Genomic DNA, 23056 nt, shown 5'->3' with positions numbered 1-23056 from the left:
CTGTCTCCCGCGCGGGTGCGACCGCGCCTTCAATCCGTCTCCGAGTGGTGTCTGGTCACCACCGGCTCCACGACGCCCCTCGCGCCCCGGCGCTCGGCGACGACGACGCTGCCCGGCTGCGCCTTCCCGTATTGCTTCAATTCCGCCGCCACCGCGTTCAACCGGCCCACATGGCCGAACCGGCCGTCGCGGTCGCTGATCGCGGCCGCGGTCAGCGAGACCGGCGGAAAGCGCTTGCTGTCGCCGCCGCGATCGGGCAGCTCGATGAAGCCGCGGCTCCAGTCCACCGGTTCATAGAGCTCCTGGATCCTGTTGTCGAACTCGGTGATCACGCGTTCCGCGAAGATCTCGGCCTCGTTGGCCCCGGTGATGGCGACGAAGTCGTCCCCGCCCACGTGACCCAGGAAGGCGCCGCTGCCCAGCTTCAGGATTTCATTGGTCAGGATCTCGGCCAGCATCGAGAGCACACGGTCACCCCGCGCATAGCCGTAGTAGTCGTTGTAGGCCTTGAAGTGATCGAGGTCGCAGTAGCAGAAGCCGAAGGCCATTTCGCCGTCCAGGCGGCGTCGCAGCTCCTGATCGATGGCGCGGTTGCCGGGCAGGCCGGTCAGGGGGTTGGCGTCTCGCTGGTTGCGGCTCAGCTGGAGCATGTTGCGCACCCGCAGCAGGAGCTCTTCGGGTACGAAGGGCTTGATCAGGTAGTCGTTGGCGCCGGCCTGCAGGCCTCGCACCTTTTGATCCGTCTCGCCGCGGGCGGTCAGCAGGATCACCGGCAGGTTGTGGGTCCGGAACTGGCCCCTGATCCGCGAGAGGACCGAGAAGCCGTCCATGTCCGGCATCATGATGTCCAGCAGAACCAGATCCGGCAGGTGATCTTCCAACATCACAAGGGCTTCCGCACCGCAGGAGGCCTGGATCACCCTGAAATCCTCCTGCTCGAGCATATATGTCAGAATGGTGCGGATGTGCAACTCGTCGTCGATGACGAGTATCGTCTCCGTCTCCCTCATTCATCACCATCCGTGCAGATTGAATGCCTGCCGCCCCTTGGGGATGCGACCACGTGCAGGCACGCAAAGCCCGTGCCATCATGCTCCCTGACCGGATATCATCGGGAATGGCGTGCAGCGGCGGTGGCGATCAGCGCCAGGATTCGAGGGGACGGCGCGCAAAGCTGTCCAGGGTAAGGGGATCCGACAGTCCGGATGAAAGCCGCGCATGTCCGGCGCAAGCGATCATGGCGGCATTATCCGTGCAGTATGCAGGCTCCGGTGGCAGGAATTTGAGCCCCATTCTGCCCGCTGCCGAGGCGGTTCTCGACCGCAGAAGGGTGTTTGCAGCCACGCCCCCGGCCAGGTAGACGGCTTTCACGTCGTGGTCGCGGGCGGCCTGGCACAGACGCGTCACCAGGACATCCACCACAGCTTCGCGCAACGCGTGGCAGATGTCGGCAACGTCTTGATTCGACAAGGGTTGCGGAAGTTTGGCCACGGTCGTCCGCACGGCGGTCTTCAAGCCGCTGAAGCTGAACACCAGACGGGGATCGCGGGAGAGCGGCCGCGGCAGCGCGAAGCGGCCCGGATGGCCGTCTTCGGCCAGGCGGTCGATGGCGGGCCCGCCCGGATAGGGCAGACCCAGCAGCTGCGCCGTCTTGTCGAAACACTCGCCGGCGGCGTCGTCCAGGGTCCAGCCGAGACGCTCGTACCGCCCGATCTCCCCCATCAGCACCACCTCGGTATGCCCGCCCGAAACGACCAGCACGGCCGCCGGGAACACCATGGGCGCGGTGAGCTGATTGGCCAGGATGTGCCCCTCTATGTGATGCACGCCGACCAGCGGTTTGCCCGTCGCCCAGCAGATCGCCTTGGCCGTCGACAGCCCCACCAGCAGCGCTCCGATCAGCCCGGGGCCCGCCGTCACGGCGATACCGTCCAGGTCTGAAGGTGCGATCTCCGCCTGCTCGAGCAGGACGTCCACCAGGGGCAGCAGGTTGACCAGATGGGCGCGCGAGGCCAGCTCCGGCACCACGCCGCCGAAGTGGTCGTGCAGGTCGATCTGGCTCGATACGAGATTCTGCAGCACGCCCGCAGCGGAGTCGTAGAGGGCCACGCTGGTGTCGTCGCAGGATGTCTCGATGCCGAGCACCCTCATGCGAAGACCTCCAGTTCGGCGAAGGCCTCGCCCAGGTTGTCCGCGATCTCGCGCGCCAGCACAACACGGCGGGAGCCGATACGGCCGGTCGCCAGTTCCCCGGCGCGGCCGTGCAGCCAGCAGCCGAGCAGGGCCGCCTCGAATGCCGAAGCGCCCTGGGCCAGCAACCCCCCGATCAGCCCGGTCAACACGTCGCCCGTGCCGCCGTGCGCCAGGGCGTCGTCGCCGGTCGGATTGATCACCAGCGCGCCGTCGGGAGCCGCGATCAGCGTCGGCGACCCCTTGGCCACCAGGACCACTTTCCACCGCTGCGCCAGTTCTGGCACGATCCTCAGCCGATCCTCGCGCAGTTGCGAGGACTCGATGGCGGCCAGCCTGGCCAGCTCTCCGGCGTGGGGGGTCAGGACGACCTCCGGGTGGGCGAAACGCGGTTCGCGTTGCCGGCGCGCGAAGGCCGAGAGACCGTCGGCATCGACAACCAGCGGCCGGTCCACGACGCCGAGCAGGTCCACGAGCCAGCCGTCGGTCTCCGGGTCGTCGCCCAGGCCCGGTCCCACCGCGAGGGCATCCTGGCGTGTCATCAGATCCGACCAGGCGGCCGGCGCTAGCGGCGCGATCGCGCCCGAAGCGCCTGTGGGCAGCGCTCGGATCAGGGCTTCGGGAACGAAGCCCAGCGCCGCCGTGGTGTGATTCTCCGGCAGGGCCAGGGTGACCAGGCCGGCCCCCGAGCGCAGGGCGCCCAGTCCCGCCAGCAGCGCGGCGCCGCCGAAGCCCCGAGAACCCGCCACGACCAGGGCGGTGCCGGCGTCGTACTTGTGGGCGGTCGACGTCCGTGGCGGCAGAAGGTCGGCATAGTCCTCGGGCAAGAGATAGTGCAGATCGCCGGTATGGCGTTCGCACACCTCCTCGGCGAAGCCGATGTCCAGGACCGAGAGACGTCCCGCGTGGTCCCGGCCGGGCGGCAGCAGGAGGCCCAGCTTCGGCAGACCGACTGTGAAGGTGGCATCGGCGCGGATCGCTACCGGGTCGACCGCACCGCTGTCGCCGGCCACGCCCGAGGGGATGTCCAGGCTCAGCACCGCGCAGGGGCCGGCGTTGACGGCTTCGAAGAGATCCGCGTAATCGTCCCGCACCGGCGGGGTGATCCCGGTGCCGAAGACGGCGTCGACGATCAGTTCCGACTCCACGCTGCGTTCGTAGACCCGCGCCGCCCAGCGGTCCGGCGGGATCGTGTCGCGGGTCACCGACGCCGGCAGGCGGTCGAGGTTGGCGCGGGCGTCCGCCGAGAGGGACTCCGGCTCCGCGAGCAGCATGACGTGGACCTCGAAGCCGAGATTCTCCAGCAGTCGCGCCACGACCAGCCCGTCGCCGCCGTTGTTGCCCTTGCCGCAGACCACGGTGATCAGCGACGGAGGCGACAGGTCGGGAAACTCGCGCAGCAGCTGCCAGGTCATCTCGCGACCGGCGTTTTCCATCAGCGTAAGACCGGGCACGCCGCCCCGGATGGTCTCACGATCGATCTCGGCCATCTGGGCCGCAGTGGCGATCCGCATCTCAGGCCTCCCCCCCCGCCGCGTTGAGACTGTCGATGACGCCGAGCAGCTGTGACAGGTCGTCGATCTCGAAATGCGCCCCCGAAACCGTGGCTTTCACGCAGTCCTTCAGCCCGTAGGTGTCACCGTAGCGGGCGTAGACCGTGTGCAACCCGGCGTCGAGGCCGCCGACGATATCGCGCTCGGGCCAGTCCCCGATCATGACCGTCTCGCGCGGCGTCACGCCCAGACGCTCCAGGGCCATCTGGAACGGCACCGGGCTGGGCTTGGTGTGACCGGTGTCATCGTGCGTCAGCACCACGTCGAAGACATGCAGCAGGCGCAGGTAGCAGAGCCGCAACCAGGCTTCGAAGCGCGGCGCGTCGCTGACCACGGCGAGCTTGTACCCGCCCTTCAACAGCGCCAGCAGCGTCGGTCGCACGTGGGGGTAGGGTACGAGGTGGGCCTCGCGGGCGCGACGGTAGGCGACCACCGCCGCCGCCAGGACGCGATCGTCGACCCCGCCGGTCTCATCCTCCAGGAAACGGTTGAACACGAGCTGGTGCTCGATGCCCACCTCATCGTAGATGGCGAAGATGCGGTCGTAGACCTGTTGCGTCTTCAAGCTGAGCCCGGCGTCGATCATGGCGTCCGCGGCGGCGTGGATGGCCATGCTCTTGGCCTTCATGAAATCCGTCAGCGTGTTGTCCAGGTCGAAGATCACGGCCTTGATGGCCCGCGCGTCGGTGGTCGTCTTCATCGCTTCTCTTTCCTTTCGACATTGACCGCAGCATATTACAGTGTCGGGGGCCGGCTGCCAAGGTGCCGGCGCATTTCACGGAGGAGTCGTGCGATGACGGATCCGGACCACGACCGGCCGGAGGACCGCGTGGGCTTGTCCCATCCGGTCACTATCTGGTCCAGCTGGAGCACCGTGCGGCTGACGATGATGGCCGTGCTGTGGAGCGCCGCCAACCTCGTGGCGCAGACGGTCACCTATACCTACACCGGCGACATGTTCGCGGCCGTGGGTACCGGCGGCCTGCTCGTGCTCGCCCTGGCCGTCCTGGTCGTCAGGGGTCAGAACGGCTCGCTGTCGCGGGACTTCGACCTCGATCGCCCGCCGCTCGCCAAGGCCCTGCTGGCGGTGCTGGCCGCGGTGGCGGCGTTGCTGCCGACATCCTACCTCGCCGGCGTCTCCTCGTCGATACACCCGCCGTCCGCCGAGTGGATCGCGTTCTTCAACGAGCACTTGCCCGCCACGACGCCGCGCATCGCCGTCGCCGTCGTGGCCGTGACCATCTGCGGACCGGTGGCCGAGGAACTTGTCTTCCGGGGCCTCGTCTTCCGCATCGGCCGCCGCCACTGGCGATTCCTGCCCTCGGCCCTGATCTCGGCGCTGGTTTTCGGTCTCGCCCACGGCGAGCCCTGGTTCCTCTTCGGACTCGTGGGTCTGGGGGTGTTGCTGGCCCACATCTACGAGCAGACGGGATCCTTGACCGCCTGCATCCTGACCCACTCCGCGCATAACGGCATCTCGCTGGCCTTCATGCTCATCCAGGGCGGCGCGATCGAGCAGACCGCGTCCGAGACGCCCGTCGACTGGCTCGGCCTGGCCGGCTCCTGCATCGCGCTTGCCGCCATCATCTTCCTCTATTCGCGACGCCGTCCCTAGGACACGCTTGCGAGCAGGCCTGGGGGTCCGATCCTGCGGATGTACCATCGAGATGGCTCTGATCTTCCGGAGAGCAGACACACCATCTCGATGGCCCACCTACGTCTTCTGGGGCTTCTTGCGGGCCGCCGGGAAGAGGATGTTGTTCAGGATGAGGCGGTAGCCCGGGGAGGAGCGGTACAGGTCGAGGTCGGTGGGCGGATCGCCGACCGCGTGCTGGTAGTCCTCGGGGTCGTGGCCGCCGAGGAAGGTGAAGGTGCCCATGCCGCGCTTGCCGTGCAGGTAGCGGATCTCGTCGGTGCCCTCGACCTGAGCCAGCACGATGACGTGCCGCTTGAGCCGGGCGCGGTGGAAACCCGTGGTCTGGCCCATGAAGCCGTTTATCACGTTCACGTGGCACTGGGTGAGCATGGCCGGCACGGGATCGTGCTTGGCGGCGAAGTCGAAGAGTGTGAAGTAGTCGCCCTCGGCCCCCCGCAGACGCGAATAATCGCTGGTGTCGATGTCGGAAAACTCGTAGACGGCGATGTTGGTGACGAGCGAGAAACCCTCGAACGCGAAGGTGCGGCCGTCGTCGCGCCTGTCTTCGCGGTCGGCGTCCAGCGGCGTGTCGTCGATCTCCGCCGGCACGATGTCGACGCCCAGATAGGACAGGGCGATGTCGATGGTGTCCGTCGCCGAACACATGGCGAAGAGGAAGCCGCCGGCCTCCACGTAGTCCCGTATCTTCAGCGCCACGGCATGCTTCATCTTCCAGACCGAAGCGAATCCCAGGGTCCGGGCCAACTCCTCCATGAACCCCTTCTGTTCCAGGTACCAGGGGGCCATGCCGAAGGCGTAGTGGAACTTCCCGAACTGGCCGGTGAAGTCCTCGTGGTGGAGGTGCAGCCAGTCGTACTCGGATAGCCGGTCGGCCAGGACCTCCGCGTCGAACACCGTGTCGTAGGGTATCTCGGCGTACGTCAGGGCCAGGGTGACCGCGTCGTCCCAGGGCTGGAAGTTGGGCGGCACGTAGACCGCGATGCGCGGTGGCTTCTCGAGCAGGACTTCCTCCATGTTGCCGGCGCGGATCGTCTCGCGAATGGACGCCGCCCCCGCGTCGTCCACGGCCTCGAAGCGCACGCCGCGGAGGCGGGCGGAGAGACGGATGTCCGGCGCGTCGCGCATCAGGAAGCTGCCGCCGCGGTAGTTGAGCAGCCAATCGACGGTGCCGCCGTCCTGGAGCGCGGCGAAGGCATGCCCGTAGGCCTTCAGATGGTTCGTCTGCGTCAGATCCATCGGCACCAGCAGCCATTGCGCGGAGGCGACGGCCGGACAGAGAAGCAGCGCTGCGACGATCGTGCGCAGGATTCGCGTCATGGCAGGCTCCTGAGTTTTGCGCGGGCGTCCTCGGTCTCCAGGGCGTCCGGATACTGGGCTAGCAGGCGTTCCCAGGCCCCGCGCCCCTCGCGCACGCGGCCGGCCATGACCAGGATCTCGCCCTGACGGTAGAGTGCGGCGGCGGCGCGGGTGCCGTCGGGGTGTTCGCCCACGACCGCCGCGCAGAGCGCAGCCGCCTTCTCGACCCAGCCCGCCTCGGCGTAGATCAACGCCAGGTCCAGACGCGCCCGGTCCAGCAGGTTGTCGTCGCCCCCGCCGCCGGATACGGTCGCGGCCAGGAATCCCTCGAGCGCTTCCTGCCGGTAGACCGGCCGCCGCGCCAGTTCCCAGTAGACGCAAGGCGCATAGGCCTCGAGCCGCTGGGGACTGCCGCTGGGATTCGACAGCTCCTCTGCGATGAGCAGTCCCAGATCCAGGGCGTCGTTGGCATAATTGGCGCTGGGATTGTCCAGGGCGACCGCGGCCAGGCGGTCCCTGGCGTTCTCCCAGGCTCCCTGCGCGAAATCCAGGCGGCCCAGCAGGTAGTGGGCGTGACCGGCGGCGGCGCTGAACTGGGGATTGGTGCCCAGCCGGCTCAGGACCGCCCTCGCCCGGGCTGAGTCGCCGGCGGCGAGATGGCATTCGCCCAGGGCCAGACGCGCCAGGGCCACCCCTTCCAGGGGCAGGTCAAGATCGACGAGCAGGCGCTCGAGGGACTGCGCCGCCTCGCGGGGACGACGCAGAACGTCGCGCGTGTATCCGGCCAGCTTGATCTTCGCCGCGTAGAGCCGCGTCGAGCCGGGGCTGCGTCGCTTCACCAGCTCCAGCGCCGCTTCGAGCCTGGCGACCGCACGTTCGGGATCCGCGTCCAGCAGGCCCAGTTCGAGGGCGTCCTCGCAGACGCCCGCCAGCAGATCCGCCACACGCGCCTGCTGGTTGCGCGGCACCAGGTCCCCGCTGACGAGTTCATCGAACACATCGATCAACCAGGCCGCCGTCGCCCGCTGGTGCGCGCGATCGCCCTGAAGCTCGAGTTCGCGGGACAGGGTCGTGGCGATCCGCAGGAGGGCCTCGAGATCCCTCCGTTCAGCGAAGAGGGGCTTGACTGCCTCCAGCGCCTCCCGGTCGCGGCCGCGTCGCAGCAGCAGGTCCGCGCGCAGCAGCCGCAGCCCGGCGACGCGCTCGTCCTCCACGGCGAGGGTCTCGGCCGCTCTGTCCACCTTTTCGGGCGTGTCCAACAGCTCCCACAACTCCTCGCGGATCATGGGCAGATTGAGCGGATTGAGCCGCAGCTCGCGCGCGATCTCCGCCAGGGCGTCCTCGACGCGCGCCATGTCCAGCAGACAGGCGGCGCGTTGACGCATGAAGATCCCGTCGCCGTGGATCTCCCGCAACGAATCGCAGAGGGCGAGGCCTTCGGCCGGATGGCCGGCCTCGCGCCACATGAGCATGGCGTCGGCCACGCTGCTGATGCGGTTCGGGCTGGCCGCGAAGAGGTCGCGCAGGACCGCGCTGGCCTCCGGTATGCGCCCCAGAACCATCAGGGAACGGGCCAGGGTGCGCAGGAGTCTGGTCTGGCCGGGATCGGTGGCCAGTCCGGCGCGACAGAGCGCGACCACGGCCTCGTGATCCCCGGTCGCGACATGCAGCTCGATCCTCAGTCGACGCGTCTGGGCGGGTGGCGCTCCCAGCGACTCGGCCTCATCCAGCACGCTGGCCGCCCGGCTGTAGCTGCCCAGGCGCAGCAGGCGCTCGACCTGGAGCAGGCGCGTGCGCCACACAGAAGCGGATTGAACCGTCCGGTGCGGTGCGGGCCGTTGCTCGAGCTGGGCCGCCACGGGACCGGCGGTCGACACGAGCAGGACGACCGACGCCGCGGCGAGCCCCCCGCGCCATGCGCTCATGGCCGACCTCCCGGGACGGGGGCGGTTGGCCCGGCGCCGTCGCCCGCCTCCTCGAGGGCCTGCAGCGCCCGGAAATAGCGGCGGACCAGATCACGGTATTCCGGCGGCACGCGCTCGACCTGCTCCTGGCGCAGCCGCCAGGGCGTGGCTGCGTCGCCGGTCTCCCCGATTCCGATCTCGCCGGACTGCCGGGCGAAGATCTCCGACTCGGTGCGGCTCTCCCGCCGCCGCGCGTAATCGCGCCTGCGGACGGAGTTATGCGCGTCGAGCATGCGGCTGAGGATGCGTTCCTGGCGACGCAGGACCTCCTCGTCGATCAGCCCCTCCCCGAGATCGTCCGCCACGCGTTCCATGTCCCGGGCCAGCTGTTCGAGGTCACCCAGCAGACGTTCGCCCTGCGGCTGCTCCCGCTCCAGTTCGGCCGCCTCGCTCATCTGCTGGGCCAGGCCGCGCTGGTCCGCCTGCAGACGCTCCATCTGGGCACGGATCCTCTGGCTCTGACGCTGCTGCTCCGACAGCTGTCCCCGCATCTCCTCGGTCAAGCCGTTGAGTCCGGCCTGCTCGCGCGCCATCTGTTCCAGTTGCTGCCCGAGCATGGGCATCGGCATGCTGCAGCTGCCGCCGCCGCCGGTCATCTGGGCGCTGGTGAGCAGCTGCATCACGAGCCTGTTGATGTCGCCCAGGGCCGCGCGCGAAGTGTCCATGGCCTGGCGGCCGTAACCGGCCTCGAGTTCCGAAACGGTTTGCTGCAGGGCGTCGGCGGCGGCGTCCAGCCCGTCGAGCAGACGGAAGGGCAGCTGACCGGATGTACCGAGCGCGGTCTCCAGCCTGTCGCGCATGCCGACCAGGGCGCGCAGCATCTTCTTCTCCTCGCGCGGGAGTTCGGGCGCCCGCACATCGCGCAGATTGGCGGGGATCCTGTCGGCGAGATCCTCCTGCCGGCGCGACAGCTCCAGCAGATCGAACGCCAGGCGACGCATGGTCTCGCCGGCGAAATTCTGCATGGCCATCTGCATTCCCTGCTGCCCTTCGAGCAGGACGTGGTAGAGAGCCGCGAGCTTGCGCATGGCCTCGTGGCCGGCGTCGGCAGAGTCCGATTCCTCTCCTGGCTGTCGCATCTGCTGCGCCGAGCGGCGCATCGCGTCCTGCAACTCGCCTGCCGCCAGCTTCTCGAGGGCCTGCTCCAGCGCCCGGCGCATGGCCTCGTCCGAGGGCGAGGGGGAATCTTCGCTGGAGCGTTCCAGCTCCTCGAGCGCCTGCTCCATCCTCTCGCGCAGGGCTTCCAGTTCGGCCGCAAGTTCCGTCTGCTTGTCGGCCGCATCGGGATCCGGGGCCGCTTCCGGATCGAGCAGCTCCTCCTGCCGGCGCATCATCTCCTCGAGCACGGCCGCCAAGCCCGACATCTCCTGTTCCCGCTTGAGCTCCTCCAGGAGAGCTATGGCACGGTCCAGCTTGTCCAGGAATTCCTGCTGCCGCTGCGCGACCTCGGACATGGCATCGCTGATGTCCTGCTCGCTCATCTCCGCCATGGCTGCGCGGAGTTGTTCGCGAAGCCGGTCGAGGGCTTCGTTCTTGATCTCGTCCATCAGCTCGGCCACACGCTCCATGCGTTCGACCATTTCCGTCGACGCGAGATTCCGCGACGCCGACTCCTCCAGGTCCCGGCGCAGGTCGTCCGTCAGGCGTTCCAGTTCCTCCTGCATGGCCTGCTGGCGGGACAGGGCCTCGTCGAGTTCCTGCCGCCTGGCGAAATCGGGATCGGGATTCTTCTTCAGTTCGCGCTCCATGCGCCGCAGCTCTTCGGACAGCGTATCGCTGCGCCGGCGCAGATCGTCTAGGTCGCTCAGGCGCTCGGTGTCGGTCTCCATCCGGGTTGCGAGCAGATCGGCGGCCGAGGGCAGGAAGAAGCGCAGCACCCGGGAGCGGCCGCGCGCGGGTGGACCCGGCCGGCGGTTGTCGCGCGCTTCGACCGCGAGCGCCAGCGACTCGCCCGGCAGCAGCTCCAGTTCGGTGGTGTCCAGCCGCAGCGTCAGGGCCAGTTGCGCCGGCGAGACCGGCCCTTCGGGAGCTTCCACGCCGAAGGAGAGGTTCCCGGCCGCCGTATCGGCCCGTCGCGATGCGGACGTGGACCCGAGCGTCAGCGGTACGCGCGACCATGAGGTGTCGACCGGCGCCTGGCCGGCCGCCTCGCGTCGCACGAGCAGGTCGAGTCCGGCAACGCCGAAATCGTCCTCGGCCAGCACGCTCAGTTCCAGGCGTCCGTCCCCCGGCAGGAGGCCGTCGTGTCGATCGCGCTCCAGGACGACCCGGGGCGGCTCGTCCGCGCGCACCGCGAGCTCGTAGCGCACCTGCTGTCCGCCTACGAGCCCGCGCCCATCCGTCAGCCTCAGCCGCCAGACCATGGGCTCGTTCACGGTGAACTCGCCGAGGACCGAGTCGCCGGAAGCGACCCAGGCCAGAGTGTCGCCGGTGGTGGTCACGGCCGCAGCGGACACCACGTCGTGGTTGACCGTCCCGAGCCAGCGCAACCGGCTGCCGGCCAGCGCTTCCAGGGCAGCCGGCGCAGGCGACAGCCGCTGGGCGGGCAGGCCCGTGTACGCGGGCGGTGCGATCTCCACGCTCGATCCCGTGAGCAGGGGCGGATGGAGGATGTCGATGCCACGGACGTCGGTGACGATGCCGTCGCGGACGAACCGGACCTGCAGATCGGCGTCCATGTCCCGCAGAATCGAGGCGTAGCGGCGATAGGGACGGGGCGACCACGCCGGCTCCAGCTCCGTGGCCAGGCGTCGCCAGGCGCCGCTTCCCGACTTCACCTCGCAGTGGACCGCTCCACGGGGCGTGCCCAGGTCCACGGCGGTGACGACGATGTCGTGACCCGCCACCGCTTCCGGGGGCACCGTCCCGATGTGAAGGCCGGCCGTGGGCAGACGTCCCTCCACGTGCAGGGGCCGGGCGAGGCGGGCGGCGCCGCGCGCGAGTTCGGTGCCGTTGATCCAGATGCCCGTCGCCACGAGCACCGCGACCAGCACGGACAGGGCGGCCACCGGCTGCCAGCGCGGCAGGCTCAGAGTGGCGGCGACGTCGAGACAGGCCGCTCGGTTGGCCGCGTCCGCAAGCAGGCGGTCCACGCAGCCGGACAGCACGCCCGGCCCCCGCCAGCGCTCCGGCCGTCGGAGCGATTCCTCGGCCGCCACCAGGATGTTGCGATGGCCGCCCAGCCTGTCGAGCCGCGCCGTGAACCGGGTCTGGCGTCCCAGGGCGGCCACGGGACGCAGCACGGTCTCCCACGCCAGCCAGGCGGAGATTCCGAGCACGAGCGCGCTGCAGGCGGTCTTGCTCCAGACCGACGCCACGCCGGGCCAGCCCACCAGCAGGGCGAGCAGGGCGGCCAGCATGACGGCGCCGGCCAGGGTGAGCACCAGCCCCTGGCCCAGCAGACGGCGACGCGCGGCGGCGAGGTGACGCCGTAGCGCCGCCTCGAAGCGCCTGCCATACTCGTTCCGGGTCAAGGCACACCTCTCACGGATGGGTCAGGGCGTACATCAGGATGTTGACGGCCATGCGCGCTGCGGCCTCGCGGGCGGCCGGCGGGTCGCCGTGCACCTGCGGGGATTCGAGTCCGTCGCCGATGTCGCTGGACCAGCTGTAGTACACGAGCAGCCGCCCGTTCTTCGTGATGCCGAAGCCCTGGGCCGGATCGCCGTCGTGCTCGTGGATCTTGGGCAGCCCGGGCAGATCGTAAAAACAATGGTAGATCGGATGTTCCGAGCCCAACGGCGAGAGCGGGTCGTCGGGGAAGACCTGCGCCATCAGTTCGCGGAAGGACGGGTCCAGTCCGTAGTTGTCGTCGGCGTAGAGGAATCCGCCGGTTTCGAGGTAGCGGTGCAGTTCGCGGACCTCGTCGTCGGTCAGGGCGATGCGACCGTGGCCGGAGACGTACAGCATCGGATAACGATAGAGATCCTCGCTGTCCAGGCCCACCACGACCGGTCCCGCGGCGACAGGCGTCCCCGTGCGCCAGCCGAATTCGGACAGCCAGTTCGCCAGCGACCCGGGGTCGCAGTACCAGTCGCCGCCTCCCCCATAGCGCAGGCGGGCGATGGTCACGCCGTCGTTCGACGCCGCGGCGGTCCCGGCCTGAACCGCCAGGATCGTCACTAACAGGACGGCAACGATGAGCTTGCGGAGCTTGCTGTTCAAGGAATCGCCTACTCCCGTGTGATGCTAGACGTCGGCTCGCGGCAGGGTCACTTCGGCCACCGCGCCCTTCCCGTCCCCGCGGTTGCGCAAGGTGATGCCACCGTTCATGCGGAAGAGCAGATTCCGGCAGATGGGCAGCCCGAGTCCCGTGCCCTGGGTCTTCGTGGAAAAATAAAGGTCGAAGAGCCTGTCGGCCACCTCGGTGTCCAGACCAGGTCCATTGTCCGACCAGAGCAGGGTAACCGTCTCCGGGCCCACGCGCCAGGCGATCCCGAGTTCCAGCGTCGCCGTCTCCCCTGCGGCCTGCAGGCTGTTCTCCATCAGGTTCGCGACAACCTTGCCCAGCGATTCGGCATCCGCCAGCACCGGGGGAACCTCGCCGCGCGCCGCTTCGACCGTCAGGCGGGACGACCCGTCCGCTCCCGCGCCGACCCGGTAGCGGTCGATCACCTCCGCGACCGTGGCCGGGAAATCGACGCTCGCGCAGGCCAGGTCCTCCGGCCGCCCGAGCAGGCTGAACTCGGTGGCGATGGAGCGCAACAGCTCGACCTGTTCGAGAACCTGTCGCACCGTGGACTCCACGATGCCGTCGAGTCCGTCGGCACCGTCACGGTAGGCTTGCCGCAGGAATTGCACGGAGAGCTGGATGGGCGTCAGCGGGTTCTTGACCTCATGGGCCACCTGCCGCGCCAGTTGCGCGTTCAGGGCCAGACGCTTGTTGTCGAGGAATTCCGTCACGTCCTCGAAGACGAGCATTCGATCCGTACGTCCGGCGGGCAGGTGCAGGGGGGCCAGACGGCCACGCAGGGTCCGGCTCCGGTCCGGCGCGACCAGTTCGGCCTCTCCCTCGTCGCCCGCCACTTCGCGCGCGAAACCGGCCAGCAACAACCGGGCACGGTCGTCGGCGTCTCCCGCGGCTTCGGCGAAATAGCCGTCGATCATGGCGCGGGCCGCGGGGTTCACCGTCACCACCTGCTGGTCACCGTCGAAGACTGCGACGCCGACCGGTACCCTCTCGAGCAGGCGCGCCAGGAACCGTTCACGCTCCGCGAGCGCCTGCTGGGTGTCGTTGAGCTCGTCGCGCATGGCGCCGAAGGTCGCGCTGAGCGTCCCGATCTCGTCGCTGCCGCTGTCGGGCAGCGGCGCGGCGAAATCGCCGGCGGCCAGGCGGCGTGTCGCGTCGACGAGCACGCGCACGGGATCGAAGATCTTCCAGGTCAGGACGAGGGCCAGCAGGGTGGCCGTCAGGAAGATGAGCGTGGCCAGACCCGCCAGGAACAGCACGGTGCGCTCCCGCTGGCCGGTGACGTCCCGCTCGCGGGCGGAGAAGGTGACCGACAGCACGCCCGGTATCTGTGACGCGCTCAACTTCTGGTCGCCGGGACTGTTCAGGAGCGCCGGCAGGGCCAGCATGCCCGTCCAGGCGTGCGGGCTGCCGGGCGTGGGCTGCAGATGGATGCCGCCGGGGGCGTTGTGCAGGTCCGGCAGCGAAGTGGCGGGCAGCAGCAGCGGCGTGCGTCCGGTGAAGATGTGCTCGGGGTGGCTGGCCAGGATCGACTCGCCACCCAGGTAGAAGACCGCCTCGCCCATGACCACCTCGCCCAGGCCGACCATCAGGTCCGTCGTGATCAGCTGGCGATAGAAGAAGTAGCCGTGCCGGCGACGAGCCACCGGTCCGTGCGCTCCGCCGGCGAGGTCGCTCTCCACGATCTCCGCCGCGACGCCGGAGAGATCGACGGGGATCAGCGTCCCCAGGTAGGTTCCCGTCTCGTCGCGCATCAGCACCAGCGAGGACGTGCGGGCCTGCTCGAGCAGCAGCGCGGCTTCCGCGGCGTCCAGATCGCTCAGGGTCTCGTCCAGCAGGAGATCCCCGTAGGCGGTGAAGATCATGGCCTGCCGGGAAGAGAAGGGACCCAGGGGACGCTGGCCGGCGAGCCGGCTGGCCAGCAGATCCGCGATGTAGTCGCTGCCGGCCAAGGCGCGCGCCTGCTCGGCGAGCAGTCCCTGCAACTGTTCGCCCGCGGCTTCCAGGCTTTCGCGGGTTTCGGTGCGGGAGGACTCGCCCAGCCACTCCCGGCTCAGGCGGTCAATGAAGGTGCCAGCCAGCAACAACGGCAACAGGCCGAGCACCAGCGACACGACGAGGTACCGTTCCTGGAACCCGAGCAGGAAGGTACGCCGACGCCTCGCCAGGAACGTCGCCGCCAGACCACAGGCGCCGATCCCGAAGAGCAGCAACAGGTCGAGCAGGATCAGACGCGAGAAATCCAGGAGGCGGTCGCCCAGGGACGGGATCCTGACGCCCAGCAGGAAGCCGCCGGCGTTCGCGTCGGGGGCGTCACCGTCGGCGCCCAGGTCGTCGCGCCACAGGCAGAGGTGCCGATGACCCCCGGCCGACACGACACCCCAGTCCAGTGCGCCGGAACGCAGATCCGCGACGACCCCGGCCGAACGCACGTCCGGCAGGTCGGCACCGCCGGTGCCTCGCCAGTCGCGTCCGTCGCTGCGCAGCATGAGCAGGGGCTGATCAACTTCCAGACGCGGCAGGTACCCCTGGGAATCCCGGCCCAGCCTTTCGCCCGAGAGCTGATCTAGCAGGGTCCGGGTACGGAACGACTGCACGGGCAGCTCGAGGCTGAGCCACCCGTTGCCGGCCAGTCGTTCCACCTCGCCCCTGAGGATACGTTCCTCGCCGTCGGTGTAGCGGCGGCGCTCGGTCTGCAGATACGTGTTCAGGCTGCGGCCGGGCCGGGGCGTGACTGGCCGACCCATGTCCCAGTCGCCACGATCGGCTATCTCGTAGCCATAGTCGCGGAAGAAGCCCGAGGCGAAGAGGCTCGACGTGCCGCCCGTTTCATCGAGTATCTCGACCCGACAGGGCAGACCGAGATCGTCGATGCCCACGTCCTGCCAGAGCGCGAAGGCGGACCAGTTCTGCCAGAGCTCTGCCGCGCCGGGGTCGTGGGCGCCGGGGGCCGGTTCGCGTTCGGCATCGGCGGCCGCCAGCTCGCCCAGCAGGTCCTCCATCAGGAAGCGGACCCAGCCGCTCTGGGGCTCCACGATGTCGGCCGACTTGCGCAGCAGCCAATCGCGCGTGCCCACCTGGTAGGCGTGCCCCAGGGCGAGGTAGTTCCAGAACACGGCCACCAGCAGGGGGAGCAGCCAGATGAGGCGGCGCATCGTCGTATCCCCGGCGGGCAGCAGTCCCGTCCCCCACCACAACGACAGCACCAGCAGCGGCAGAGAGATCCGCGAAGAGTAGGGCAGCCAGGCCCCGGCCAGCAAGGAAAAGGCTGCCGCTGCGAACAGGACGACGATCGCCGCGGCCCGCACGCCGTCGCGCCGCAGCCGACTCGCCAGCCCGACGAGCAGACCCGCCACGGCCATGCCGCTCATCACCAGCGCGAGATGGAGCCCCCAGAAGGTGAAGGATCGCAAGGGAATCTTGGGACCGATCAGCCGCGGATTCGCGTTCGCCACAACCTCGTGCACGACACGGTCCTGGACCAGGAACAGCGTTGCCGCCAGCAGGACGAACAGCAGGGGACGGTACCGCGCGACACGACCGGTGCGGATTCCCGCCGGCGCGGCGGGCGTGCCGGAGCGGCCCGCACTCCGCATGCTCCGGCCGACGATCCAGGCCGTCACCGCCACCAGGCAGCCGGTCAGCACGGCATCGACCGTGGTGGCGTAGAGTCCCCAGCCCCAGTCCGTGCCGAAATACGCGGAGTCGAGCAGGCTCGCCGCCCCCGTCGGTTGCGACTCCAGGTAAGGACGCGCCAGAACGAGCTGCACCCGCAGGAAGAGGCCGGCCGCCGCCCAGCCGAACCGCGCGATCCAGAGACCGGCGAGCAGCCAGAGTCGCCCTCCCAACCACCCGCAGGCCGCGACCAGAGCCAGACCCCACAGGACCAGGCGGACGAGTGTCATGCGTTCGCCGGCCTGCTGATACGCCACACGCAGCGGCGGCACGGTGGCCGTCAGGCGCAGCAGGGGCAGTTCCATGTCCTCGGGGGCGACTTCAAGGGCGATATCCGTCGTGTAACGAGATCCGTGTTCTGCGCTGCCGTACCAGCGACCACGCGAGGGTTCGATGGCGTAGACCACCTGTCCCCGGACCTCTTGGTGGAAGGCCCGTCCGGTCTCCGTCTCGGGAGGAATCGCCAGACGGATCTGCCACTCCAGCAATCCCTCGGGATGGACAACCGAACCCCGCCAGTACCACCCGGCGCGCCCGGAATCGACCACGGGCCGTGCCCCGGGCGCGGGAAGACCATCGCGGGGGAAGGGCTCCAGGTCGTCGGTCCAGACGACGCGTTCGCCATGCCGCCACAGGGCCAGCGCCAGGGAGAAGCGGGCCGAGCGCTCCACGTCGCGCCGCCAGATGCCGGTGATCGTTTCGAGCGTTTCGCCCCGGTTGGCGGAAACGGTCAGCAGGGAGTCGGCCATGGCCGGCAGACGCGGTACGATCTCCTGGATGGCCAGAATGCGCGGCTGGAGATCCGCCTGGCGATCGGCGGCCCAGCGCTCAGGATCGAAACGCCACAGGGTGACGGCCGCCAGCCCGGAAACGAGCATCAGCGCCTCGGCTGCCAGCAGGGTGCAGTAGGCCGCGCGGCGGTTCCGGTGAGCGAGCCCGAGCGCAACCGCTAACGCCAGGATCGCCGGCGTGGACAGCCAGATCTCCGGGGGCACGGTCAGATCCATGGCGCGCCCGGCACGCAAGGCCGCGATCAGCACGCCGCCCTGCACGGCCAGGCCGAGCAGCATCAGCGCGACGGACCACGTTTTTCTCTTGCCGGACATGGATCTCCCGGTTCGGGGCGGCCCCCAGCGCGGCTCGGGACCATATCCTATTGTAGCTCATCGGTCTTCCCGTGCCTGCGATAAATTCATCGCCCGGCAACAAGAAAGGGGCGCCCTGTCGGGCGCCCCTCCCACTCGCTCGACTGCGGGCTACATCGTCTGGCGCTGCCGCCTGGGATCGGAGATGTAACGCTGGTTCCACAACACCAGCACCGGGCTGGCGATGAAGATCGACGAGTAGGTGCCGACGATCACGCCGAAGCTGAGCGCGAAGGCGAAGTCGTGGATCACCGCGCCGCCCAGCGCGTACAGGGAGCCCGCCACGAACAGCGTGGTCAGCGAGGTGACGATGGTGCGGCTCAGCGTCTCGTTGATGGAGCGGTTGATCACTTCCTTGTACGACTCGCGCCGCCGCAGCTTCATGTTCTCGCGGATGCGGTCGAAGACCACGATCGTGTCGTTCAGGGAATAGCCGATGATGGTCAAGAACGCCGCGATGATGCTCAGGGTGATTTCCTTGTTCAGCAGCGAGAAGACGCCGAGCGTGATCACGACGTCGTGGACCAGGGCGATGATCGCGGCGATACCGTAGCGGAAGACGAAGCGGACGGTGATGTAGAGCACGATCAGCACCAGGGCCGCAACGACGGAGTTCATGGCCGCCGTCTTCAATTCACCGCCGATCTTGGGCCCCACGGACTCCTCGCGGCGCATCTCCACGGTCGACTCCGGCATGCCCTCGTCGAGCACCTTCTTCATCTCCTCCGCCGCGTCCAGCTCGCCGCTCTCGATGTCGGCGAAGGTGATGAGCAGCTCGTCGGTCGAGCCGAAATCCTGGACCTGCACACCCGCGAAGCCGGCGTCCTCGAGCAGGCTGCGGACCTGGGCCAGGTCGGGGGCCGGCAGGATGCGGACCTGCAGGATGGTGCCGCCGGTGAAATCGATCCCCAGGTGCGGGCCGCCGTGCAGGATCAGCGACGTGACGCCCGCCAGGATCAGCAGCGCCGACAGCACGAAGGCGTACTTTGTCTTGTCGACGAGCTTGAAGTTCGTGTTGGTCAGCATTTCCATGGTTCGTCTCCCGGGCCCGGAGGCCCTGTGCCGCGCTCCCGCGGTCCGATGCTCACTTCGGTTATATGCTCAGCTTCGCGTGCGAGCGGTTGCGCGTCGCGGCTTCCATGATGACCCGCGTCAGGACCAGGGCCGTGAACATGCTGGACAGGATGCCGATGCTCAGGGTCACGGCGAAGCCCTGGATGGGACCCGTGCCGAACCAGAGCAGGATGCCGGCCGCGATCAGGGTCGTCACGTTGGCGTCCACGATGGTGCGGGTGGCGTTCGCGTAACCGGAATCGACCGCCGCGCGGGAGGTCTTGTTGCGGCGCAACTCCTCGCGAATGCGCTCGTTGATCAGCACGTTGGCGTCGACCGCCATGCCGATGGTCAGGATGATGCCCGCGATGCCCGGCAGGGTCAGCACCAGCCCGAACTGCACCAGCACCGCCAGCAGGATGAGCACGTTGACAGTCACCGCCAGCACCACCACGAGGCCCGTCAACCGGTAGTAGAAGACCACGAAGATCACCACGAGCAGGAGGCCGTAGAGGGCCGCCTCGAGGCCCTGATGGATCGAGTCGCGCCCGAGGCTCGGGCCGACGGTCCGTTCCTCCTCGATGCGCACGTCCACCGGCAGGGCGCCGGCGCGCAGCAGCAGCGCCATGTCCTGGGCCTCCATGCTGGAGAAACTGCCCGTGATGACGCCGTCGCCGGTGGGGATCTTGGAGGAGAAGACGGGCGCCGATTTGACCTTGCCGTCGAGGCTGATGGCCATGTTGCGCCCGATGTTCTCACCGGAGAGCTTGGCGAAGATCCGGGCGCCCTTGCGGTCCAGGCTGAAATGCACCTGGAAGTTGCCGGGGTGGTCGGTATCGGGCGCGCTGCGGGCGTTGACCAGACGATCGCCGGTCAGCCCGGGGCGCTTGTCCAGCAGGTAGAGGGGACGCGCCCGGAAGCCGCCGCCCAGATCGTGCGGTTCCATGTCGAACTGGAACTCCATGTTGCGGGGGATCACATGGGCTTCCGGCGCTTCGAGCATGTTCCTGACCAGCTGGAGGTACTGCTCCTGGACCACGATGGGCGTGCCCATGTAGCGGATCAGGCTCTGGTCCACGAGCATGTACGCCGTGAAGGGGTTCGTGGCCAGCTGCGCGTCGGTGGGCCCGGCCAAGCCCTCGCCCGGCTGCTCGGGCAGGGACTCGAAGTCCAGGGCCTCGTCGGCGCCGGGGGCGGCCGTGTCGACGCCGCTGGTGTCGGCCGCCGCGGTCTCGGTCTCCTTGCCGGCGGCCGGCTCCGCCGCGACGGTGGTGTCCGCTTCGGCGGTCCCCGTCACCGCGAACGCCTCGTCCAGCTTGGTGAGCACGGAAGCCAGATCCTCGACGGGACGGACCATCCTGAACTCCAGGCGGGCCGTGGAGCCGATCAGCCGCTTGGCGCGGTCCACGTCCTGCAGGCCCGGCAGCTGCACGATGATGCGGCTCGAGCCGAGCGGTTTGATGTCGGGCTCGCTCACGCCGAACTGGTCGACGCGGTTGCGCAGGATCTCGACGACGCGGTCGAGGGCGTCGCTGGCCTGGGCCGAGGTGAGATCCTCCGTGTCGATTTCCAGGACGATGTACATGCCGCCCTCGAGATCCAACCCCTTGCGGATCGCCCGGGCTTCCCAGTTGTCGATCTGGACCTTGAGGGCGGGATCGGTGAGGGCCTGCTCGCGCATCTGGTCGGTGACGCGCGAGGCGCGTAAGGTCGGATAGAGCCCCCAGAGCGAGAGCAACACCACGACGATGACCAGCAGCGCCCTGAGGTTGAAGGATCGATTCATGAGCACCTCTCCGTATGCACACTTGACCGAAACGCGCCGCGTCGCGGTGCGCGCGGACGCAAACAAGAAAAAAACACGCCGGGACGTGCTTGCGATGCGGACGGACCGGGGCGGGCTTCCCGACGTTGCAGCCGCGATTGCCCGCCAAAACCCAACGGCAAGTATAGTAACTGCCGCAATGACGGTCAATGCCTAACCAGACGGGGCGACCGGAAACGACTCAGCCGAGCTCGGTCAGCTGGAACCGGCTGGAGCCCGCGCCCAGGCGCTCCGCCTCGTCCAGCAGCACGCCAGGATCGACCTCTCCCCCGCACCAGTCGAACAACGAGCGGCCGGTCTCCCGCTCGATCAGCTCTCGCGCGGCGCAGTCGAGCGCCACGGGATCGCTCCCCGCCAGCAGGCCCAGGTCGGGCCACTGTCTCGGGCGGCCCAGATTCACGCCGTGTCGCTCCGGCTCGTTCAGCAGGAACAGGAGCCAGATCATGCGGCCCGCCTTGCCGGCGGCCGCGGCCGCCGCGATCGCCGCCAGGCGCTTCTGGACTCCGACGCCGGCGCCGGGCGGGAAGCGCAGGTCCCGAGTGGCGCATTCGAGCAGGCAATCCCCGCACGCCAGGCAGTTCGCGGGCTGGATCTCCGACACGTGCCCGTTGAAGCGGACGCCGTCCCGGTCGCAGAGCGTGACGCACATGCCGCAACCGCCGCAGACCGAAGGTTCGATCCGGGGCTGCAGCCCGGCCTGGAGCCCACGCTTGCCCGCGGCGGACAGGCAGCCGTAGGCGAGGACGGCCAGGGCGCCGTCGAGTCCGGACATGGGATGGCAGATCACGCGGCGGCAAAAGAGCAGGCCCGGCGCATCGCGGGCCGTGCGGGACAACCGGGCCGACGTCGGCGCCCCTCCCGCCGCCTCGACATCGACGCCGTCGCGCTCCGGCTCGGCGACCGGCGCCAGCGGTGTCAGGGCATACCCCCGCTCCCGCAAACGGTCCGGCAGGGATCCCGTCCAGCCGCGGAACTGCGTCTCGGCGCGGGTGCGCACGTGCCTGTCGAGGTGATACGCCAGCGGCGTGCCGGCGGCCGGGCCGGACGTCCCTAGGACCTCGTCGCAGAGCCGCCAGGCCTTGTCCGCCACCGCGGACGGCGGCTCGTCGGCGCGGGCGGAGACGAAGAAGATCCGGCTCACTGGCCCGTTCCCCCGGCGAGGCGGCGCTCTCGCTGCAGGGCCAGCATCTCCGACGCGGTCACGAAGCGGATGCCCGCGTTGCGGTAGCGCGGCAGCTCCTCGGCCAGGACCGCCAGCGTCTCGGGATAGGGATGGCAGATGCCCACCGCGGCGCCCGTGGCCCGGGCCGCTCTCACCAGCCGCGCCAGCAGGCTGCGCACCTGCTCGCGGCTGCGCTCCTTCTGATCCAGGAACAGGCGGCTGGACAGGACCGGGACTCCGGCGCGCCGCGCGGTCTCGACGGCCACCGATCGCGAGGTGGTCATGCTGTCCAGGAAAAAGAGATCGCGCGCCCGGAGCACCGCCATCAACCGCTCCATGGTCGAAGGGTCTGCCGTGGCCGCGCTGCCCATGTGGTTGCTCACGCCCGTGATCCCGGGCAGGGCGGCCAGCGCCTCGTCCACCAGAGCTTCGATCTCGGCGCGGGACATCCCGACGCGCACGAAACGGTCGCCGGGATCGATCTCCGGATACCCCTGCGGTTCCATGGGCAGGTGCAGCATGATCTCGCGGCGCCGGCGCGGCGGTTCCCCTCCCTTGCGCCAGGCCACCGACAGGGTGACCGGACAGCCGCGCGCCCTGCGTTCCCGCGCCACCGCCGCCGCGGGACCGACCTTGGCCGGCGCGACGGCGGCGTCGAGCGCCAGTTCGGTCGCCTTCAGGGCATAATGCCGCGAATATGGTTGCCCCGGCAGGATGGAGAGGGTCAACGGCACGTCGAGCTTCAGCAGGCCGCGCGTGGTCTCGTTCTGGGCGTTGCCCCAGTCGTCGACGATCACCGCGAGGGTGGGCACATCCAGGGGACCGAGCAGGTCCGCGATGTCCTCGCCGAACGGATCTGCGCCCCAGCGCAGCTTCGGCTCGGGCGTGCCGGCGGGATGGATCACCAGCGTGTGCGTCGCAGCGCCGGTCACGCCCAGGTCCAGGCGCAGCAGGTCGTCCTGTCCGTCGCCGGCCGGTTCCGGCGACCATCTGCCGGCCGGACGCCGCAGCCTCTCGCCCCAGAGCACCTCGCCGCCGACGGTCGCCAGGGCCCGGGCCAGATCCGCCTGGACCTCCCAGAGGGAAAGACCTGCAGGCGCGGCGGTGATCCGGCAGCGTATCACGGCGCCGGGACCGGCCTCGGGATACGGCCAGTCGAAGGAGGACGGATCCTCACCCCGGGCATCGGCGGCGACGGGACCGGGCTGGTAGGCATCGAGCACATCCGCCACGGCCCCGTCGAGAGCCTGCTGCACGGGCTCCCGGAAACGGTCCGCGCCCAGGCGCAGCATGCGCGCGCGACCGGCGTCGGTGCGGGCCCAGCCCAGCACGCCGACGCCGGCGACG

At 69.2% G+C, this 23056-nt stretch carries 14 protein-coding genes; 1 reads left to right on the top strand and 13 read right to left on the bottom strand.

The features are described from left to right. Positions 1-29: 29 nt before the first annotated feature. From KJ554_07910 to KJ554_07895, 4 genes are all read right to left on the bottom strand, one after another. Positions 30-1010: a response regulator gene (locus KJ554_07910; protein ID MBU0742253.1), complete on the bottom strand. Its 981-nt coding sequence runs from the start codon at positions 1008-1010 to the stop codon at positions 30-32. A 130-nt stretch (positions 1011-1140) separates the two neighbouring features. Next, on the bottom strand, positions 1141-2151 hold the full coding sequence (tsaD, locus tag KJ554_07905; GenBank protein ID MBU0742252.1) for a tRNA (adenosine(37)-N6)-threonylcarbamoyltransferase complex transferase subunit TsaD: 1011 nt from the start codon (positions 2149-2151) through the stop codon (positions 1141-1143). Continuing rightward, positions 2148-3704, bottom strand: a complete 1557-nt coding sequence (locus KJ554_07900) for an NAD(P)H-hydrate dehydratase (protein MBU0742251.1) — start codon at positions 3702-3704, stop codon at positions 2148-2150. Before KJ554_07900 ends, tsaD begins: the two co-directional genes overlap by 4 nt. Before the next feature lies 1 nt (position 3705). Next, on the bottom strand, positions 3706-4443 hold the full coding sequence (locus KJ554_07895; GenBank protein MBU0742250.1) for an HAD-IA family hydrolase: 738 nt from the start codon (positions 4441-4443) through the stop codon (positions 3706-3708). Between the two features lie 93 nt (positions 4444-4536). Here KJ554_07895 and KJ554_07890 point away from each other — a divergent pair, with 93 nt between their 5' ends. Then, positions 4537-5358 (top strand): CPBP family intramembrane metalloprotease, encoded by an 822-nt coding sequence (locus KJ554_07890; GenBank protein ID MBU0742249.1) that lies wholly within the window; start codon positions 4537-4539, stop codon positions 5356-5358. 99 nt (positions 5359-5457) lie between these two features. Here KJ554_07890 and KJ554_07885 read toward each other — a convergent pair whose 3' ends face one another. The 9 genes from KJ554_07885 to KJ554_07845 form a co-directional block, all read right to left on the bottom strand. Further along, the gene (locus KJ554_07885) at positions 5458-6717 is read right to left on the bottom strand and encodes an asparagine synthetase B (GenBank protein ID MBU0742248.1); all 1260 of its coding nucleotides are present in this window, start codon (positions 6715-6717) and stop codon (positions 5458-5460) included. Beyond that, on the bottom strand, positions 6714-8621 hold the full coding sequence (locus tag KJ554_07880; protein MBU0742247.1) for a tetratricopeptide repeat protein: 1908 nt from the start codon (positions 8619-8621) through the stop codon (positions 6714-6716). The genes KJ554_07885 and KJ554_07880 overlap by 4 nt, the downstream gene beginning before the upstream one ends. Continuing rightward, positions 8618-12133 carry a DUF4175 family protein gene (locus KJ554_07875; protein ID MBU0742246.1) on the bottom strand — a complete coding sequence of 1172 codons (3516 nt, stop codon included), beginning with the start codon at positions 12131-12133 and terminating at the stop codon, positions 8618-8620. Before KJ554_07875 ends, KJ554_07880 begins: the two co-directional genes overlap by 4 nt. A gap of 10 nt (positions 12134-12143) precedes the next feature. After that, the gene (locus tag KJ554_07870) at positions 12144-12824 is read right to left on the bottom strand and encodes a DUF4159 domain-containing protein (protein ID MBU0742245.1); all 681 of its coding nucleotides are present in this window, start codon (positions 12822-12824) and stop codon (positions 12144-12146) included. 24 nt (positions 12825-12848) lie between these two features. Continuing rightward, positions 12849-17630 carry a HAMP domain-containing protein gene (locus KJ554_07865; GenBank protein ID MBU0742244.1) on the bottom strand — a complete coding sequence of 1594 codons (4782 nt, stop codon included), beginning with the start codon at positions 17628-17630 and terminating at the stop codon, positions 12849-12851. A 150-nt stretch (positions 17631-17780) separates the two neighbouring features. After that, positions 17781-18701: a protein translocase subunit SecF gene (secF, locus tag KJ554_07860; protein MBU0742243.1), complete on the bottom strand. Its 921-nt coding sequence runs from the start codon at positions 18699-18701 to the stop codon at positions 17781-17783. Between the two features lie 61 nt (positions 18702-18762). Continuing rightward, positions 18763-20508, bottom strand: coding sequence for a protein translocase subunit SecD (secD, locus tag KJ554_07855; GenBank protein MBU0742242.1), 1746 nt, complete (start codon positions 20506-20508; stop codon positions 18763-18765). Positions 20509-20728: 220 nt separating this feature from the next. Beyond that, complete coding sequence (locus tag KJ554_07850) at positions 20729-21688, bottom strand: hypothetical protein (protein ID MBU0742241.1); 960 nt, start codon at positions 21686-21688, stop codon at positions 20729-20731. Continuing rightward, the coding region (locus KJ554_07845; protein ID MBU0742240.1) for a divergent polysaccharide deacetylase family protein at positions 21685-23056 on the bottom strand (1372 nt) is incomplete at its 5' end. The genes KJ554_07850 and KJ554_07845, both read right to left, overlap by 4 nt.

It is taken from the genome of bacterium (genome assembly GCA_018814885.1).
GTDB lineage: Bacteria > Krumholzibacteriota > Krumholzibacteriia > LZORAL124-64-63 > LZORAL124-64-63 > JAHIYU01.
Note: the sequence above shows the minus strand (reverse complement) of the source record. Positions and strands in the feature narration are given on the sequence as shown.